Genomic DNA, 16163 nt, shown 5'->3' on the forward strand with positions numbered 1-16163 from the left:
CCCCTTTTGGTAATTAGTTGGTTAGTTATTAGTTGTTAGGGAAACCCGAAGGGTTGCCTTGTTGTAACTTATTAATAAGGCCATTTAACAACTTTCCTACTTCATTTGATAATTTTGTTAAATCTATATATTTCTCTTCAATTAAGTAATTTAAATCATTCGCAAGTAGCATTTGATATTTCAGTTCCTCCAATGAGCCCCTAGCCATTAGTAGAAATCGTTTATATTCTTTAACGGACCCTCTCGCTTTTCCCTCCACAATGTTACTAGGTATTGAAACAGCTGCCCGTCTCATTTGCGATGTTAAAGCAAACTGTTCCTCTCTAGGAAAAATCTTTGTAACCTCATATATTTCAAGGACTAGTTTATGAGCTTTTTGATAGACTATGAGTTTGTTAATATCTTGGAACATTATTAGAAACTCCTTTTTGGGTGGCTAAGGTGGATAACTGTTAGGTGGTTAGGAAACCCGAAGGGTTTAGCTTATAGCTACTAACTAAGCCTAACAGCTAATAGCTAACCAACTAAACTACAGCTTTCTCCTTCAAATATCTTACCAATTCACCCTGACGATTATTCGCCACTGCCAATAAGTATTCACGTATTTGCTCTGCGTCCATACCGTACCAGTTTTGAATGAAATACTGCACGATCTCCTTCTCAATCATGACCGCTTTTCCGACGTGTATTTTAGGGAATATGTTTTCTTTATGAATCTCATCCGCATTTAAAAGCTCTTCATACATCTTCTCCCCAGGCCTAATTCCCGAGTACTTAATCCCAATCTCTTCTACCGAATACCCAGACAGCTTTATAAGATTCCTCGCCAAATCCACAATCTTCACCGGCTCACCCATATCCAACACAAATATCTCTCCACCGCGACCTAATGTACCAGCTTGTATCACAAGTCGTGATGCTTCCGGTATCGTCATAAAGTATCTTGTCATCTCCGGATGCGTAACTGTCACTGGCCCACCAGCTTGAATCTGCTTTTTAAATAATGGAATAACACTACCTCTACTACCGAGAACATTCCCAAAACGAACAGCAACAAACTTTGTCTTACTCTTTTCCGCTACCTGTTGAATAATCAGCTCAGCAAACCGTTTAGTAGCACCCATTACATTCGTCGGATTAACCGCTTTGTCCGATGACACTAAAACGAAATTTCCAACACCAGCAGCATCCGATGCTTCAGCAACATTTTTTGTACCGAATATGTTGTTCTTCACCGCTTCTTCCGGATTACGTTCCATTAACGGCACATGCTTATGTGCAGCTGCATGGTATACAACATCCGGCTTATACTTGTCCATAATTTTAAACATTTTATCCCGATCTTGTATGTCAGCAATTTCTGTATATATTTCAATAACATTGTCATATTCTTTACGTAACTCTAGTTCGATAGAGTAAATACTATTCTCTCCATGGCCAAGTAAAATAAGGGATCTCGGAGTGAATTGACAAATTTGACGGCAAATCTCTGATCCAATCGAGCCTCCAGCACCAGTTACGAGAACTACTTTGCCTGTAATCTTATTCGAAATACTCTCCATATCAAGTTCAACTGGCTCTCGTCCAAGTAAATCTTCCACTTCGACATCTTTAAACTCATTAACCGATACTTTTCCTGTCATTAAGTCTTCTAACATTGGAATTTTTTGCGTTTTCGCACTCGTTTTGCTACACTCATCGAATATTGCTTGCATTTCCGATTTATTTAAAGAAGGAATGGCAATAATTATATTATCGATTGCGTATTGCTTTACAACCTGCTCTATCGATTCTTTTCCACCAACAACAGGAATCCCTAATATTTGTAGCTTTTGTTTACGCTCATCATCATCGACGAATGCAACAGGATCTATTTCTGCATCATGGTTTTGTAACAGCTGACGTGCTACCATCGTCCCTGCTGCACCAGCACCTATAATTAATGCATGTTTTTTCTCTTTTTTCGTACGCATAAACGTATCACGGTACATTCTCCACGAGAACCGTGAACCACCTATTAATAACATGTGGAGCATCCACGTAATAACTAATGCTCGGATGAAAATATCTCCAACGACAATCCATTGTAAAACACCTGTTATTAATACGGAGTACGTAACAGCCTTCGCAATGGATAGAAGCTCCCCAACACTCGCATATTCCCACGCTTTAAAATATAGTTTATAAATATAAGCGAATAAATGATGACAAATTAATAATGTTATCGAAGTAAAAAGTAAAGCTTGTGAGCTAAATACGTTAAAGTGAGGGTTTAATAACCAGAAGCTAATATAAATAGCAGATAAAACAATGAGTGAATCAATTACAATTAATGAAGATAACCGTTTACGATAAGTCATAGTAACTCCCCCTTCCTCCCCTATTTACTACTCTCCATCTTCCTAGCAATCGCCATATCCAACATCTTCTTAATTTCGAGAGCTTGTTCATACGATGCGTCCTGATGTATGTAACGAATCGTTTTCTTTATTGTTTTTGGTAAAGCATTAAACTTATTCACACGTATTCACCCTTCTCTCGAAATAATATATATTCAAACTAAACTAAAGTCTGACATGACAACACCATCTGTTAGGTCTTTCGGACTATATCATGCATTAGTTATAATTACTTATGACTCTTCCAAAAAAGAGGGACCTAGTCTTTTTCAAGACTATTTCCCACCATAATAATAGTAATACGAGCTATCTTTCTGTTTCTTCATGTTTAATACAACACCAAGTAACTTTGCTTTTGCTGAGGCCAACATTTCTTTTGCTTTTTCGGCATTTTCCTTTTCTGTTGATCCACTTGCAACGACAAGAACTGTCCCGTCACATTGGTTCGCTAAAAGTTGAGCATCTGTTACCGCAAGTACTGGCGGAGTATCGAAAATAACAATGTCATATTCTTCATACGCTTTTGCTAATAAGTCCTCCATTGCTCTTGAGCTTAATAGTTCTGCCGGGTTTGGAGGAATTGGACCGCTTGTCATCACATCTAAGTTTGGAATTCTAGATGGGTTAATTGAATCATTAAATTCAGATTGTCGTGTTAAAAACGTTGTTAACCCCTTAAAATTATCTTGTTGGAACGTGTAATGTGCTGTAGGTTTACGCAAATCTGCATCTACAAACAACACTTGTTTTCCTTGCTGAGCAAATACGACCGCTAAGTTACACGCTGTCGTTGATTTACCTTCTGCTGGCCCTGACGATGTAACCATAATGGAGCGCATCTCTGTATCTACAAAGGAAAATTGGATATTTGTACGAATCGTTCTATATTGTTCAGAGATTGGCGACTTCGGAAGCTTGTCTGTAATTAAATGACGACTAGTCGTTCCTTTTACTGTTTGTTTTTTCTTTCTTTTAAGAACCAACTGACTCACCTCTCACTCTCGCGCTTCTTGCCGCTTGTTGGGCTTGTTCAATGTCTTTGTCTTCTATAACTGTAATCGTTCCTAAAACCGGTAAACCTAAAATATTCTCTACATCTTGTTCGTTTTTCACTGTGTTATCTAAATACTCTAGTAGGAACGCTAATCCTACCCCAGCCATTAAGCCAACTACGAACGCAATTGCCATATTTAACGCTGGACGTGGTTTAACCGGTACTGGGTTATCACTTACTTGTGCAGGCGATAAAATATTTACATTGTCCACGTTCATTAGAGTTAAAACATCTGCCTGGAATACTTGCGCTGTTGTGTTTGCGATATTGGCAGCCATTACCGGATCCTCATGTTGTACCGTAATTTTTACAACTTGTGAATTACCTTCTGCACCAACGGTAATTGCATTGTTTAATGAAGAAAAAGTTTCTCCCCCACCAACTTGTTGACTTACTTTGTCTAAGATTGCTGGACTTTTAATAATGACGTTATATGTGTTAATGATTTCAATGTTGGATCGGATTTGGTTAACGTCGACAAATCCTTGTTCTGATTTTGTTTGGTTAACGAGTAATTGAGTCGAAGATTGATAGATTGGTGTTAATAGAAAAAAGCTCACTAAACCACTCGTCGCTGTTGCAATCGCCGTAATTGTTATAATGAGCCATAGACGTTTTTTTAGCGTTTGAAATAGTTCTTTTAGACTAATCGTTTCTTCCATGTCGCCCTCCAAGTAGTAAAATCGGTATATTGATAGACAAAAAAATTTTCGCTCTTTTTGTCATACTTAATCATTATAATGAAAACTTTGTCGCATATCTACATTGTAATACCTATTAATTCGTATTGAAAGGCTTAAATTGTAAAAAAACGCTTTCAATTAAGCACAATATTTGACAAGAACGTCGACCTTTGTCGAATGAGTGTCGAACCTTATCGAAGTTCGAATTGCAAGTCATATTCCCTATTAGTTGTACATATTTTTAGTACAAACGTTAAATTGGATTCATTTAATTTAACGAGCTAAAGGAGCCCGAAGACATCATGAGACGAAGACGACCGTTACCCGCTGCACCTATTATTATTTTCATCTTATTTATTTTGCTTATTTTTCTATTCGCTCGCGCTTGTTTACCGGAAAGCGCCAAAGCAAAAAGAATAGTTGATCAATTTTATACGTACGAACAAAAAGGCGAATTCGGCAAGTCGTGGGAATTACTGCACGAAGCGATGCACCAAAGATTCGAAAAAGGAAGCTACATACAAGATAGAGCACACACCTTCATCGGCCACTTCGGCGCTGAAACATTCACCTACAAAATAGACGGTGGCAAAAAGAAAACGAACTGGAAAATGCAAAAAGAAAGCGAACCAATTGGAGACGCCTACGAATTCACCGTCACCAAAACATACCGAGGCAAATACGGCCACTTCCAATTCACCCAATACGTCTACGTCACCAAACAAGAAAAAGATTGGGTGATATTGTGGGACTATAAGTAGAAAGTAAAACGGTTTATTTGTATTATTTATTAATTGCCTCAAAATATAAAACCGTGAGTGAGTCGCAGCGAAGGACACTTGACTCCTCGAAAAATGCATCCGCATTTTTCTTCGTGCGATGTATCGCTGACGTAGCCTTCCTTGTCCTGCGGGAATAGAGGGAAGGCCGAGACCCCACAGGGCGCAGCCCGAGGAGGCTCGGCTCCCTCCCCGCGGAAAGCAAGTGTCCGTAGCGGAGAGGAACGGACTAACTTCTTCCTGCCAACCCAAAATTGGAACGTAGTTCTTTCCCCAAAAAAATAAAAAGGCCCAACTCTGCAAAAGTTAGACCTTTCCTTTACGTATTATTACTGATTCTGATTTTCTTCCTCATCCATTGGAAGCTCTTCCTCTGGTGTTGTTCCACCGTCTTGACCTTCCATACCGCCGTTTTCAGTTCCCATGCCAGGATCTTCAGTTCCCGGTTGCTCTAAACCAGTATCATCTTGAGGAACTTCTGTTGGCGCTTGCTCTTCTGGTGGTGGCACGTCTTGATTGTCCGTTCCACAACCTGCTAATACCATTGCTGCTAATGCAGATGCACCTAAAAGCTTCGTTAACTTGTTCATCGTATCTTTCTCCTTTCATGGATAACAATTTAAAGACCCGACTGCTTGGTCTCTTTTTATATTCCCCAATCAAGAAAAAAGTTTGCATGAAAAACGTAATTTTTTTAAAGAAGACTTGCCGATTGGCAAGCAAAGCGCAGACAGAGGCTTAGTCGCACTTATACTATCTACTTTAAATTGTCTACTACGTCGAATAATCCTCTTAGCTGACAATTTATCTTAGGATAGTGCAAAAGACTACTTCGGTCCCAACGCAAAGGTAATTTCTACCTCACACGCTAGTTCTCCGTTCACAGTTGCAACGCCTTTTCCTTTTCCAATCGAACCTCGGACCCGTGTCATTTCTACTTCTAGACGAAGTTGGTCACCAGGAACAACTTGTCTTTTAAAACGACAGTTATCAATTCCTGCGAAAAACGCTAAACGGCCACGGTTGTCTTCTGGCTTTAACATTGCCACCGCTCCAACTTGCGCTAGCGCCTCAACGATTAACACACCTGGCATTACCGGGTAATCGGGAAAATGTCCTTGGAAAAACTCTTCGTTTGCTGTAACGTTTTTAATCCCAACCGCACGTTTTAGCTCTTCCATTTCTACTATTTTGTCCACTAACAGAAATGGATATCGGTGTGGAATGATTTTTTTTATTTCATTTATATCTAACATGAATTATGACCTCCTACTAATAGTTACTTTTAATTATAGTATACACAGTAGTTTTTTCGCAATTGTTTCCGACAATATGATAATATACGTGAAGAAGGAGGAATAAGTATGTTAACAGTACGTCAAGATATTCTTCAAAAATGGAAAACCGAAATTGAACACGAATTAAACCGGTTTTACGGTAAAATAGATAAAGCATATAATGAAATAGAACAATTGCAAATCCGAAAAGGTATTGTGGATGAGCTTTGTATTGACTTACAAAGACGAGACCGCGATGCTGATGGTTACTTGTTCGAGCTGCAAAAGAATTTAGAAGAAAAATTGAAAGTGCTCCATGAAGAAATGGTGCAAGTGCAAAACGATCCGAAAAAAGTGCAACTCGAAATGTTGATGAATCGTATCGTTGAAGAGTTGCCAGTAGTGGATGAATTTAATTTAGACAACTAGGAGAAGCGTGTATGGATATAATTTACACTGATTTAATCAAATTAATGGATGCTGAGAAAGTAAAGGTGAATGAGCCGCTAAGTAATTTTTCTTATACGAAAACGGGTGGGCCTGGTGATTATGTCGTAACACCTACTTCGTATGAGGAAGTGCATGCTGTTTATAAGTATGCACTTGGGGCTGGTGTTCCGGTAACGATACTAGGGAATGGCTCGAATTTAATAGTTCGCGACGGCGGTATTCGTGGGATTGTGATGATTTTAACAGGGTTGGATGAGATTCGGTTAGAGGATGGCGGAAGGATTGTTGCTCAGAGTGGGGCAGCGATTATTGAGACATCAAGGTTTGCGTTGGAGCATCGTTTAACTGGGTTGGAGTTTGCTTGTGGCATTCCAGGGTCTGTCGGTGGCGCGTTGTATATGAATGCCGGTGCTTACGGTGGCGAAGTGAGCGATGTGTTGAAAGAAGCGCTTGTGATTGATGGTGCTGGAGAGCTTGTTACGATGCCAGTTGAGGAAATGGATCTTGCGTATCGTTCTAGCAGGTTAGCTCGCGAAGGGTTTGTCGTCTTGGAAGCAACGTTTGAATTGAAGGTTGGCGTTTATGATGACATAAAAGCAAAAATGGATGACTTAACGTTCCAACGCGAGTCGAAGCAACCGTTAGAATATCCTTCTTGTGGCAGTGTGTTTAAACGACCACCTGGACTTTTTGCTGGAAAGCTCATTCAAGACGCCGGCTTACAAGGGCAGCAAATTGGCGGTGCACAAGTGTCGACGAAGCACGCTGGGTTTATTGTGAATGTCGGCGGCGCTACGGCTACGGACTATTTGGAGTTGATTGCACATGTGCAAAAGACGGTGAAGGAAAAGTTCGGTGTGGATTTGGAGACGGAAGTGAAGATTATTGGGGAAGATTGATTCGGTGCCGAAGGCGCTTTACCCTTAAGAATGGATTGAACTGATACAGAGGCAATGAGCGTTTAGCTATTTTGGAGGTGGTGTCGAGATGGAATACGTCATATGGTTTGGTAGTGTAGCTTTGTTTGTTTTAGGTTTGTTTTATTTTAAATTCTTTTATGTGAAGCAAAGGAAGTATTTCATTCCGTATCTCATATTCCAAATCGGGATCACCCTTTTAGTAGCAAGTATTTTCATCATTGGCGGCTGGGCTGGAATGGCATACGCTTTTATTTCCGTTTGGATTATCGGATTAGGACTTCTCAGTGGTTTGTTTGTTTTCGTTTATTCGAAAATTAAAGGGAAATTACGGTAGCTCTGGCGTGAACCCGAAGGTGGTTGGCCGATATTTGGATTGCGGTGGCGCGAAAGCATGACCAGTTGGCCGATATATCGATTGTGGTGGCGTAATAACATGCTTAGTTGGCCGATATTTTGACTGTGGTGGCGTAATAACGTGCTTAGTTGGCCGATATTTTGACTGTGGTGGCGCAAAAGCATGACCAGTTGGCCGATTTATCGATTGTGGTGGCGCAATAACATGCTCAGTTGGCCGATATATCGATTGTGGTGGCGCAAAAACTTGCCCAGTTGGCCGATATATCGATTGTGGTGGCGTAATAACGTGCTTAGTTGGCCGATATATCGATTGTGGTGGCGTAATGACATATTTAGTTGGCCGATATTTTGACTGTGATGGCGTAATAACATGCTTAGTTGGCCGATATATCGACTGTAGTGGCGCAATAGTATGACCAGTTGGCCGATATAGGAATAGTAAAAACGCTTGGGGACATAGCCTCAAGCGTTTTTATGTTTATGTTTCGTTTTTTGCTATATTACTCTACTTTCACGAGGTCCAAAATATGTTCCCACGTTTCTTTTTTTAGTACATCCATTGGCGCACCGTCTCCGAGTATTCCGTAGCCAAACATTGCACCGGCAACGACGGCAACACAGAAGAAGGCCGCAACAAGGATGATACGTATCCAGATTGGGATTACCCTCATACGTGGTCTTTTTATTTTTTCAAGCTCTTGCTGTTTGGCGAGCTTTTTTTCGTTTTGTTTATCTTTTTTACGTTGTTCGCGCGATTGCGCATTTTGTTTTTCTGCCATGTGTGAACACACCTTTATTTTACGATTTCAATCCGTTCACAAGCCCCATCATTTGATCGGCCATTTGAATTGACCTTGCGTTAAATTGATACGAGCGTTGTGCAATCGTTAGGTTCGTCATTTCGTTTGCAAGGTCGACGTTTGATTGTTCGAGCATTCCTTGCTGTAAGCTAATAGCGTTACGTCCCGCTCCTTGTAAATAGGTGAGCGCGTCTTCGCCGATATTTTCCGCTGGTAGAGCAAATAGAGAACCGCCCATTGCTTGAAGAAGTTGCGGTCGAATGATTTGCGCCACCGCTAGTTCTGAAGCGATTGCCCCACCGTTCGGTAAGGAAGCTGTTACTGTTCCACCAGGTTGTAGCTGTACTTCTGTGATTGAGTCAGGGAAGACGATTGTTTCGCCTGCTGTGTTAAGTACAGGGTGCCCTTCACTGTTCACGAGCATTACTTCGTTGTTGTTAATTGGTGATAAGTAAAGCGATCCGTTACGCGTGTAGCGTACTTCCTCTTGACCTGTTTCGGATGTATATTGGACCGCAAAAAATTGGTCTTCGGTTGTGAAAGCGAAGTCGAGCATGCGCTCTGTCGGTTTCATGCTACCTTGTGTTAGCTGTAGCTGCGTTTGTGCTAGTTTTGCCCCAACGCCGATCCGAATTCCTTCTGGTGTGTTGCGGCCACCTTCGTATCGTTGAAGTGGCTGGTTGTTATATTGTTGCGCCAATAGCTCTTGGAACGTGCCACGGCGATTTTTATAGCCTACTGTATCTACGTTAGCGATATTATGTCCGATGAGGTCAAGCTGCTGTTGAAGCTGATTCATCGTATTGGATGCATTTAGTAATACGCGATTCATTGCATGTACCTCCTACTAGTTGATTCTTCCGATTTCGTTTGCTGCTTTTTGCATCGACTGGTCGTACGCTTGAATTACTTTTTGGTTCGCTTCGAACGCACGGAAGGCCGCCATCATTTCGGTCATCGTTCGGGAAGAATCGACGTTTGAGCGCTCTAGGAAACCTTGGCGAATTTCGAAGACAACGTTATTTGCTAGTGGAAGCAGTTGCGGTTCTTCTTCGCCTTCTTGTTGTGGAAGACGGAATAAGCCGTTCCCTTCTTTCACAAGTTCATTCGGGTTTTCTGTGTAAGTTAAACCAAGGCGGGCTACTGGTTGGTCGTTCACGAGTAGCGTTCCGTCTGGTTGCACTTGGAACGAACGATCATTTATTTGAATTCGATTAAAGTTTTCATCTAACACGTAAAGGCCGTCATTTGTTGTAAGGAAGCCTTGAGAGTCTAGGGCAAAGTTCCCGTTACGCGTGTAGCGATATGTACCGTCTGTTTGCTCGACTGTGAAAAAGACCGCTCCAGAAGTTTGCTGCTGGATGATAGAAAGGTCCGTATCAATACCAGTTTGCTGAATATCGCCTTGCGCAAATAGTGGTGCTAGTTCTTGCACGTACACACCTGTGTTAAGCCCACCGATCGGTTGCGCGAATGGTAAGTTTAACGGCTTTTGCGTTGGCACTTCTGTTTTTCCAGTCGCGTGTAGTAAGAGTTCCGGAAACGCGCGTAATGATGTTTGATCTGCTTTATATCCAGGCGTATTCGCATTCGCCATATTGTTCGATAACGTCTCCATGCGACGCTGCTGTGACATCATCCCCGCCGTCGCCGTATACAACCCTCGTAACATATTACTCACCTCATCATTTTCGTCCATACTTTTCTACTATCTATTATAGTACAAAACGAACGCTGTCGATATATGTAATTTTATTTTTTTGTGGACGGGGGGACAGGTTCCTCGTCCACGGTATGTGTCCCGCTGTCCCTGGTATGTGTCCCCCTGTCCATGCTTAGATTCGTTGGCTCGTTCAGATGGACAAGTTCCTTGTCCGAGTGTTGGCATTAAAGGAGATTTGTTTGGCTGAGTGTGTAGGGTACTTTTTTAATTAGCATCCGGTTCTGGACAACAGGTTATCAATTGTGAACAACATGCATATGATTAATTAGCTACATATCGCGAATTTTGTTTAACACGATTTCGGTTCTGGACAACAAAACAAGGTAGTTCACTATACATTTTGTCATTTTTGGTTGGTACCCCAAAGAGGAGGTGGAGTGATGGGATTAAGCGATATTTTTACAAAACCGTATTCATCTAACTGGGACTTTTTCTTTTTTTCTGTACTTATTAGTTTGTTAGGGGCATTGATCGGTCACCTGAAGGCGAACGGATCTCTTCAAATGCCGATTATTTTAATGAATTTTAGACATCGGTTTACGTTCAAAAATACGAAACAGGATTGGGTTTTATTAATACCGAGGTCAGTTGGACTCGTTGTCAGCTTTATTGTTTTTTTAGTAGGGTTTAGAGTTGGGGCAAATAAAGAGTCTGCTCCTATTACGGTGGAGTTAGGAGTGCTAGGAGATTTGCTAGTCGGTATGGGAACAGGGACTTTAGCGTTTGCTACGATGGAACTTACCGGCTCTGACAGTACCTTATTTTTAATGTCCACTTCTTTTCTAGCTGGGTATGCAGGCTTTTCGTATATCCAATCGTTACAGGAAGATAAATTTAATAAACGAAGCATCCCTTCGTATGAAGATAAACTGAATGGAACTAGTGTCGTTGAAGAGGAAACGCCATCACCTCCACCTGAAATGGTCATAAGTGAAGCGAAAAAACAGGCTTCTACAACGGAAGAAAAGGAAGAGGGAAAGTAGAATAGAAAAGGGAACATGAATATATTACTAGAGAGGTGATGAGGATGAAGGTACTTGTTACAGCTAAAGAGAAGCGATTATTAGACCATTATTACAAGCTGATGAACGATAAATCATTGCCGCTTTCTCAAAGAAGAGTCGCGAAAATTAGATTTGATAATCTGTACAATGAAGCGAAGTTACGGGCGTGTAATACGGATACGACGTTGTATGGGTAGAGGTGGGTCGGGGGGACAGCGTATAATGGCAAATAAATCAATCGCTATTTTTTACTTAAAAAAGGCCGACTTTAAGTAAAACCCCTCTATTTCCATTTTTTTGAAGGTTCAACCATCACAAAACTTATATAGAACTTCTCTAGGGCGTGAAAGGATCTTGCTTTTTTCATCCTACATTGATACCGCCTAGTGAATATAAACTTAGCTTTCACGTATTATTCGTACTTATAGGACAAGATCCATAACGCTGTCCCGCGAGGTCTTATAGCCTCAGGTTCCTAATACAATGTGATCTAACGTCCTAGAGAAGTTCCATGTTCAAAAATCAATTATCCCGCAATAAAATACTTTCTCTACAAATAATTAACTAGCGCATTTAATGGGTGAGACATGTGTTTCAAAGAATTTTTTAACATTCGTTTTACGGATTTTCTTACTAATCTCTTCGAGAAGGACATAATTCTTATCCTCTGTTTGATAGAGAGTATGGTTACGAATCATAGCGAACGCAAGTCTAATCATTCTGTTACCTAAAGCTATATAAGCTTGACGCGAGTGTTTTCCTCTTTCCTTCAATTTCTGGTACCGTTGTTGCATCTCAGGGTTATTTACAGCTAAAGACCTTCCAACTTGATAAACAATATTTCTAAAAGGTCGCCTACCCTGTTTGGAAACCCCGTAATAAGATGGCCTGTTATCTCCTGACTGCTTAACGATAGGATTTGTACCAGCCAATTTAATCAGTTGTCCAGCCTCATCAAAATCAGAGAGGTCTCCGATTTCCGCCACTAATTCTGCCCCTGTTACTAATCCAATTCCTTGTACTGAAAGAACAACTGCACCATCCATAACTATAAATAATTCTTCTATCTTACGTTCTAAAACCTTTATTTGGTCGTCTAATAAATCTAGCCGATCTAATTTTTGACTAAGCAAGAAAATATCAGCATCTAGTTGTTCCTTAGGACGGGAGATGGAACCTTCGGCATATTCTAACAGGAGTTGGATAGACTTATCTCGGAGTTTTAAATTCTCACGTATTGATAAGTCTCTTAATCCTTCTTCCCCTAACTTTAAGATGTCAGAGGGATGAGGATAGTGCCTCATTAAATATCTAGACGCTTTACCAAACACGTCAGTCAGAGGCTTAGAAATCTTTCTTTTCCCATTAATCCATACAGTTTTTCCTTGGTACTCTCGGAAAATATGATCCATATGCATACGAATCAAATTCTTCGTTTTAGTTCGCTCTGAAGTTAGTTCCCGTCTAGCTCTAGTCAGCTTTCGAAGTTTCGCTATATTTCCTGTAGGTAACTCGTTAGAGGTACCCCTACCATGAATGACAGATTGTACAATGGCCATTAAGTCCAGGTTATCCGTCTTTGACCAATTCAATAATGCCTCTCTTTCTTTGGCGGTAGTAGCTGCATTTATTGTTCGTACATGATACCCCTCGAGATGACATTTAAAGACTAAATGTTCGTAGTAATGTCCAGTGGTTTCAATGCCGACCACCACTCGTGTATTAGCCTTTACTTTATGTCTTCCAATAAGAGTTTTTAGCTTGGTAAAACCAGACATAGATGCATCTATATCAAATGGTTTTTCTAATATTTCTCCATAAAACGTAGCAATCATTGCTTTGGGAGTATATTTAGCTGCATCAATCGCTACAATCAAAATATTCTCTACTCCAGTCTCTCTCACAAATTGCGCCCATCGACTTCCAATCTTACCTTGAATATGATTTAATGTTGAATATACCATCGTTTTCATCTCCTTTGGTAGGGAATGTAGTTTGGAAGTTCTGTGATAGGTACTTCTATTTTACAATGAAAACGGTGGTTTTTTATTGTAATTAACTATTTACTATACTAGGTTCCTTGTCCACGGTATGTGTCCCGGTGTCCACGGTATCCGTCCCGGTGTCCACTTCTAATTACGCCACAAACTGACGAGGGCACGGTACTTCTTTGTAGGTGATTATATCGAAATTAAAGGAGATCGCATTTTGCGGCTCTTTTTTTATTTTTGGAGGGAAATTTATTTTTCAAGCCCCGAATGGACGAGCCCCATTTTTTGGCGTAGGAACTGTGACTTCGATTTAAAAGTGTATAAAGATACTAACCCATATACACGAAATGGTGATGAAAGGAATTTTTACAGCTATAGTATAACGGTTAGTAAATCATTATTATAGATAGAAAAATCTGAATAATTCATTTCTGAAAATTTTTAATTGCAAATTCATACGAATGTGTTAATATTCATTATTATGAATAATTATAAATAAACAAAAAACTTAGAATAACTTTCGGGAGGATGGATTAAATGAAAAAATCATTTATAAGAGCAATAATAACTGTTTTCGCTATTTTATTATTAACAGCATGTGGACAAGGGCAAGGTGAAGAAACAAAGAAGCTATTAATGGGTACTTCAGCAGATTTCTCACCATTTGAAACACGTGATAACAAAGGAGAAATCGTTGGTTTTGATATTGATTTAGCAAAGTATATTGCAAATGAATTAGGTTATGAATTAGAAATTCAAGATATGAACTTTGATGGATTAGTTGGAGCACTTCAAGCAAATCGAGTTGACTTCGTAGCATCTGGAATGTCTGCAACAGACACACGAAAAGAAAGTGTTGATTTTTCCGAAGAATACCACCGTTCTGGAGAAATGTTTGTAACGTTAAAGGATTCTGAATTAAAAGGAATGGCTGATTTAGAAGGAAAACATATTGCTGTTCAGCTTGGTACCATTCAAGAAGAGGGTGCAAAAAAATTAGCTGAGAAAATCAACCTTGAAATTAAAGTACTTGATAAAGTCCCTAACATGATTCAAGAATTGAAATCAGGTCGTGTTGATGGAGTTTACTTAGACAAAGCTGTTGGTCAAGGGTATGTGAAAGAACTAGATTTAGCAGGTTTTGATGATGAAAGTGAAGGTACTCCAGGAATGGCGATTGCATTCCCAAAAGGTAGTGAGCTAATTGAAGACTTTAACCGTATCATTGCAGAAATGCAAGAAAACGGGGAATTAGCAAAGTTACATCAAAAATGGATATCAGAAGAGGAATAAAATAGAATAGAGAAGAAATGAGGTGTAAGGCATGAATTTGGATTTTTTCAAAATCGTGCCTTCTATTCCATTTATTTTAAGTGGAATATGGGTCACGTTATTATTTGTATTAGTATCAGCTGTATTAGGATTTATCATCGGAACCATTCTATCACTTTTTAAAATTAGTAATGTAAAAGGTTTAAGATGGTTTGCAGACGCATATACATCGATCTTTCGCGGAACGCCATTGATTTTACAATTAATGATTATCTATTTTGCTACACCCCAATTAATTGGATATAATATCCCAGCTTTTTTAGCAGGAATCTTGGCATTTGGTCTAAATTCAGGAGCTTATATTTCTGAAATTATTCGTGCTGGTATACAAGCAGTAGATAAAGGACAACGTGAAGCGGCCGAAGCATTGGCTATTCCATATAAACCAATGATGAAGGATATCATTTTACCACAAGCGCTCAAAAATATTTTACCTGCACTTTTAAATGAATTTATTACATTAACAAAAGAATCTGCGATTGTGTCAACGATCGGTTTCTTAGATATTATGCGACGGGCACAGGTAGTAAGTGCTAATACGTATACAGCGTTTGAACCATTATTATTTGCAGGTCTCATCTATTATGTATTAGTAATGAGCCTAACGGTGCTAGGAAGATATGTTGAAAGGAGGTTGCGTCGAAGTGAATAACGCTCATATCAAAGTGGACAATCTCGAAAAATCTTTTGGGAATCTCCATGTATTAAAAGGAATTACTACAACTATTAATAAAGGTGAGGTTATATCCATTGTCGGACCTTCTGGATCAGGTAAATCTACCTTTCTACGCTGTATTAACTTACTTGAAGTACCGACAAGTGGACGGATATGGATTGGAAATGAGGAAATAACGAATCCAGCGACGAATATTATGAAAGTTCGTCAAAATGTAGGGATGGTGTTTCAACATTTTCACTTATTCCCTCATAAAACAGTTCTTGAAAATGTAACCTATGCTCCGATTACGGTGAAAGGTATTTCAAAGGAAGAGGCAGAAGCGAAAGGACGAGATTTGTTAAAATCAGTAGGATTATCGGAAAAAGCAGATCAATATCCAAACCGCTTATCCGGTGGTCAAAAACAAAGGGTTGCCATTGCTCGTGCGCTAGCGATGTCACCGGATGTCATGCTTTTTGACGAACCAACCTCTGCACTTGACCCTGAAATGGTAAAGGAAGTGTTAGAGGTTATGAAATCTTTAGCACATACTGGTATGACAATGGCCATTGTGACGCATGAGATGGGATTTGCTCGTGAAGTGGCAGATCGAGTCTTATTCCTTGATGAAGGAAGTCTTGTAGAAGATGCAGCACCGGATGAATTTTTTACTGCACCTAAGAGTAATCGTGCGAAAGAGTTTCTAGAGAAGGTTTTATAAAATTTTTAGGGTGAT

Annotated in this window: 21 protein-coding genes; 9 read left to right on the forward strand and 12 right to left on the reverse strand. The window is 39.9% G+C overall.

Annotated features, from left to right (window positions below; all coding sequences use genetic code 11):
• Positions 1-28: 28 nt before the first annotated feature.
• The 5 genes from BC6307_RS21425 to BC6307_RS21440 all read right to left on the reverse strand — a co-directional run bounded on the left by BC6307_RS21425 (position 29) and on the right by BC6307_RS21440 (position 4115).
• Complete coding sequence (locus BC6307_RS21425) at positions 29-412, reverse strand: four helix bundle protein (RefSeq protein WP_066419424.1); 384 nt, start codon at positions 410-412, stop codon at positions 29-31.
• Positions 413-524: 112 nt separating this feature from the next.
• Positions 525-2360 carry a polysaccharide biosynthesis protein gene (locus BC6307_RS21430; protein ID WP_066419425.1) on the reverse strand — a complete coding sequence of 612 codons (1836 nt, stop codon included), beginning with the start codon at positions 2358-2360 and terminating at the stop codon, positions 525-527.
• Positions 2361-2380: 20 nt separating this feature from the next.
• Positions 2381-2521 (reverse strand): hypothetical protein, encoded by a 141-nt coding sequence (locus tag BC6307_RS25145; protein ID WP_169714895.1) that lies wholly within the window; start codon positions 2519-2521, stop codon positions 2381-2383.
• A 153-nt stretch (positions 2522-2674) separates the two neighbouring features.
• Positions 2675-3382 (reverse strand): CpsD/CapB family tyrosine-protein kinase, encoded by a 708-nt coding sequence (locus BC6307_RS21435; RefSeq protein WP_066419427.1) that lies wholly within the window; start codon positions 3380-3382, stop codon positions 2675-2677.
• Positions 3372-4115 (reverse strand): YveK family protein, encoded by a 744-nt coding sequence (locus tag BC6307_RS21440; RefSeq protein ID WP_066419429.1) that lies wholly within the window; start codon positions 4113-4115, stop codon positions 3372-3374. Before BC6307_RS21440 ends, BC6307_RS21435 begins: the two co-directional genes overlap by 11 nt.
• A gap of 323 nt (positions 4116-4438) precedes the next feature.
• Between BC6307_RS21440 and BC6307_RS21445 the strand changes: the two genes are divergently transcribed.
• Positions 4439-4897 (forward strand): hypothetical protein, encoded by a 459-nt coding sequence (locus BC6307_RS21445; protein ID WP_066419431.1) that lies wholly within the window; start codon positions 4439-4441, stop codon positions 4895-4897.
• A gap of 347 nt (positions 4898-5244) precedes the next feature.
• Here the strand turns inward: BC6307_RS21445 and BC6307_RS21450 are convergent, their stop codons facing one another.
• Positions 5245-5505: a hypothetical protein gene (locus tag BC6307_RS21450; RefSeq protein ID WP_066419433.1), complete on the reverse strand. Its 261-nt coding sequence runs from the start codon at positions 5503-5505 to the stop codon at positions 5245-5247.
• A 237-nt stretch (positions 5506-5742) separates the two neighbouring features.
• A complete protein-coding gene (fabZ, locus tag BC6307_RS21455) occupies positions 5743-6171 on the reverse strand; it encodes a 3-hydroxyacyl-ACP dehydratase FabZ (protein WP_066419435.1) in 429 nt (142 codons plus the stop codon).
• A 108-nt stretch (positions 6172-6279) separates the two neighbouring features.
• Here fabZ and BC6307_RS21460 point away from each other — a divergent pair, with 108 nt between their 5' ends.
• The 3 genes from BC6307_RS21460 to BC6307_RS21470 all read left to right on the forward strand — a co-directional run bounded on the left by BC6307_RS21460 (position 6280) and on the right by BC6307_RS21470 (position 7896).
• Positions 6280-6621 carry a hypothetical protein gene (locus tag BC6307_RS21460; protein WP_066419436.1) on the forward strand — a complete coding sequence of 114 codons (342 nt, stop codon included), beginning with the start codon at positions 6280-6282 and terminating at the stop codon, positions 6619-6621.
• Between the two features lie 11 nt (positions 6622-6632).
• Positions 6633-7541 carry a UDP-N-acetylmuramate dehydrogenase gene (gene murB / locus BC6307_RS21465; RefSeq protein WP_066419437.1) on the forward strand — a complete coding sequence of 303 codons (909 nt, stop codon included), beginning with the start codon at positions 6633-6635 and terminating at the stop codon, positions 7539-7541.
• A gap of 88 nt (positions 7542-7629) precedes the next feature.
• Complete coding sequence (locus BC6307_RS21470; protein WP_066419438.1) at positions 7630-7896, forward strand: YesK family protein; 267 nt, start codon at positions 7630-7632, stop codon at positions 7894-7896.
• Here the strand turns inward: BC6307_RS21470 and BC6307_RS24945 are convergent.
• The 4 genes from BC6307_RS24945 to BC6307_RS21485 are packed head-to-tail and all read right to left on the reverse strand — an operon-like array spanning position 7888 to position 10391.
• The gene (locus BC6307_RS24945) at positions 7888-8385 is read right to left on the reverse strand and encodes a ribosomal eL19 family protein (RefSeq protein ID WP_157076684.1); all 498 of its coding nucleotides are present in this window, start codon (positions 8383-8385) and stop codon (positions 7888-7890) included. The two genes, BC6307_RS21470 and BC6307_RS24945, sit on opposite strands and share 9 nt — an antisense overlap.
• Positions 8386-8419: 34 nt before the next feature.
• A complete protein-coding gene (locus BC6307_RS21475) occupies positions 8420-8698 on the reverse strand; it encodes a DNA-directed RNA polymerase subunit beta (protein ID WP_066419439.1) in 279 nt (92 codons plus the stop codon).
• 19 nt (positions 8699-8717) lie between these two features.
• Positions 8718-9551, reverse strand: a complete 834-nt coding sequence (locus BC6307_RS21480; RefSeq protein ID WP_066419441.1) for a flagellar hook-basal body protein — start codon at positions 9549-9551, stop codon at positions 8718-8720.
• A 15-nt stretch (positions 9552-9566) separates the two neighbouring features.
• Entirely contained in the window at positions 9567-10391 is an 825-nt protein-coding gene (locus BC6307_RS21485) for a flagellar hook-basal body protein (protein WP_066419443.1), read from the reverse strand.
• A 431-nt stretch (positions 10392-10822) separates the two neighbouring features.
• Here BC6307_RS21485 and BC6307_RS21490 point away from each other — a divergent pair, with 431 nt between their 5' ends.
• Positions 10823-11425 carry a hypothetical protein gene (locus tag BC6307_RS21490; protein WP_066419445.1) on the forward strand — a complete coding sequence of 201 codons (603 nt, stop codon included), beginning with the start codon at positions 10823-10825 and terminating at the stop codon, positions 11423-11425.
• Between the two features lie 44 nt (positions 11426-11469).
• On the forward strand, positions 11470-11643 hold the full coding sequence (locus tag BC6307_RS25150; RefSeq protein ID WP_169714896.1) for a hypothetical protein: 174 nt from the start codon (positions 11470-11472) through the stop codon (positions 11641-11643).
• A gap of 363 nt (positions 11644-12006) precedes the next feature.
• Here the strand turns inward: BC6307_RS25150 and BC6307_RS21495 are convergent, their stop codons facing one another.
• Positions 12007-13410 carry an IS110 family RNA-guided transposase gene (locus tag BC6307_RS21495; RefSeq protein WP_094366207.1) on the reverse strand — a complete coding sequence of 468 codons (1404 nt, stop codon included), beginning with the start codon at positions 13408-13410 and terminating at the stop codon, positions 12007-12009.
• Positions 13411-13974: 564 nt separating this feature from the next.
• Here BC6307_RS21495 and BC6307_RS21500 point away from each other — a divergent pair.
• From BC6307_RS21500 to BC6307_RS21510, 3 genes are read left to right on the forward strand one after another with little or no spacing between them, the layout of a single operon-like run.
• Entirely contained in the window at positions 13975-14730 is a 756-nt protein-coding gene (locus BC6307_RS21500) for a basic amino acid ABC transporter substrate-binding protein (RefSeq protein ID WP_066420307.1), read from the forward strand.
• Positions 14731-14761: 31 nt separating this feature from the next.
• Complete coding sequence (locus BC6307_RS21505) at positions 14762-15421, forward strand: amino acid ABC transporter permease (protein WP_066420305.1); 660 nt, start codon at positions 14762-14764, stop codon at positions 15419-15421.
• Positions 15390-16148 (forward strand): amino acid ABC transporter ATP-binding protein, encoded by a 759-nt coding sequence (locus tag BC6307_RS21510; RefSeq protein ID WP_066420303.1) that lies wholly within the window; start codon positions 15390-15392, stop codon positions 16146-16148. The genes BC6307_RS21505 and BC6307_RS21510 overlap by 32 nt, the downstream gene beginning before the upstream one ends.
• The last annotated feature ends 15 nt before the right edge of the window (positions 16149-16163 follow it).

It is taken from the genome of Sutcliffiella cohnii (genome assembly GCF_002250055.1).
GTDB classification, from domain to species: Bacteria; Bacillota; Bacilli; order Bacillales; family Bacillaceae_I; genus Sutcliffiella; species Sutcliffiella cohnii.

Coding starts and splice junctions, on each gene's coding strand:
- BC6307_RS21425 (WP_066419424.1), bottom strand. CDS start 412: ATGTTCCAAGATATTAACAAACTCATAGTCTATCAAAAAGCTCATAAA.
- BC6307_RS21430 (WP_066419425.1), bottom strand. CDS start 2,360: ATGACTTATCGTAAACGGTTATCTTCATTAATTGTAATTGATTCACTC.
- BC6307_RS21440 (WP_066419429.1), bottom strand. CDS start 4,115: ATGGAAGAAACGATTAGTCTAAAAGAACTATTTCAAACGCTAAAAAAA.
- BC6307_RS21445 (WP_066419431.1), top strand. CDS start 4,439: ATGAGACGAAGACGACCGTTACCCGCTGCACCTATTATTATTTTCATC.
- BC6307_RS21450 (WP_066419433.1), bottom strand. CDS start 5,505: ATGAACAAGTTAACGAAGCTTTTAGGTGCATCTGCATTAGCAGCAATG.
- fabZ (WP_066419435.1), bottom strand. CDS start 6,171: ATGTTAGATATAAATGAAATAAAAAAAATCATTCCACACCGATATCCA.
- BC6307_RS21460 (WP_066419436.1), top strand. CDS start 6,280: ATGTTAACAGTACGTCAAGATATTCTTCAAAAATGGAAAACCGAAATT.
- murB (WP_066419437.1), top strand. CDS start 6,633: ATGGATATAATTTACACTGATTTAATCAAATTAATGGATGCTGAGAAA.
- BC6307_RS21470 (WP_066419438.1), top strand. CDS start 7,630: ATGGAATACGTCATATGGTTTGGTAGTGTAGCTTTGTTTGTTTTAGGT.
- BC6307_RS21475 (WP_066419439.1), bottom strand. CDS start 8,698: ATGGCAGAAAAACAAAATGCGCAATCGCGCGAACAACGTAAAAAAGAT.
- BC6307_RS21480 (WP_066419441.1), bottom strand. CDS start 9,551: ATGAATCGCGTATTACTAAATGCATCCAATACGATGAATCAGCTTCAA.
- BC6307_RS21485 (WP_066419443.1), bottom strand. CDS start 10,391: ATGTTACGAGGGTTGTATACGGCGACGGCGGGGATGATGTCACAGCAG.
- BC6307_RS21490 (WP_066419445.1), top strand. CDS start 10,823: ATGGGATTAAGCGATATTTTTACAAAACCGTATTCATCTAACTGGGAC.
- BC6307_RS25150 (WP_169714896.1), top strand. CDS start 11,470: ATGAAGGTACTTGTTACAGCTAAAGAGAAGCGATTATTAGACCATTAT.
- BC6307_RS21495 (WP_094366207.1), bottom strand. CDS start 13,410: ATGGTATATTCAACATTAAATCATATTCAAGGTAAGATTGGAAGTCGA.
- BC6307_RS21500 (WP_066420307.1), top strand. CDS start 13,975: ATGAAAAAATCATTTATAAGAGCAATAATAACTGTTTTCGCTATTTTA.
- BC6307_RS21505 (WP_066420305.1), top strand. CDS start 14,762: ATGAATTTGGATTTTTTCAAAATCGTGCCTTCTATTCCATTTATTTTA.
- BC6307_RS21510 (WP_066420303.1), top strand. CDS start 15,390: ATGTTGAAAGGAGGTTGCGTCGAAGTGAATAACGCTCATATCAAAGTG.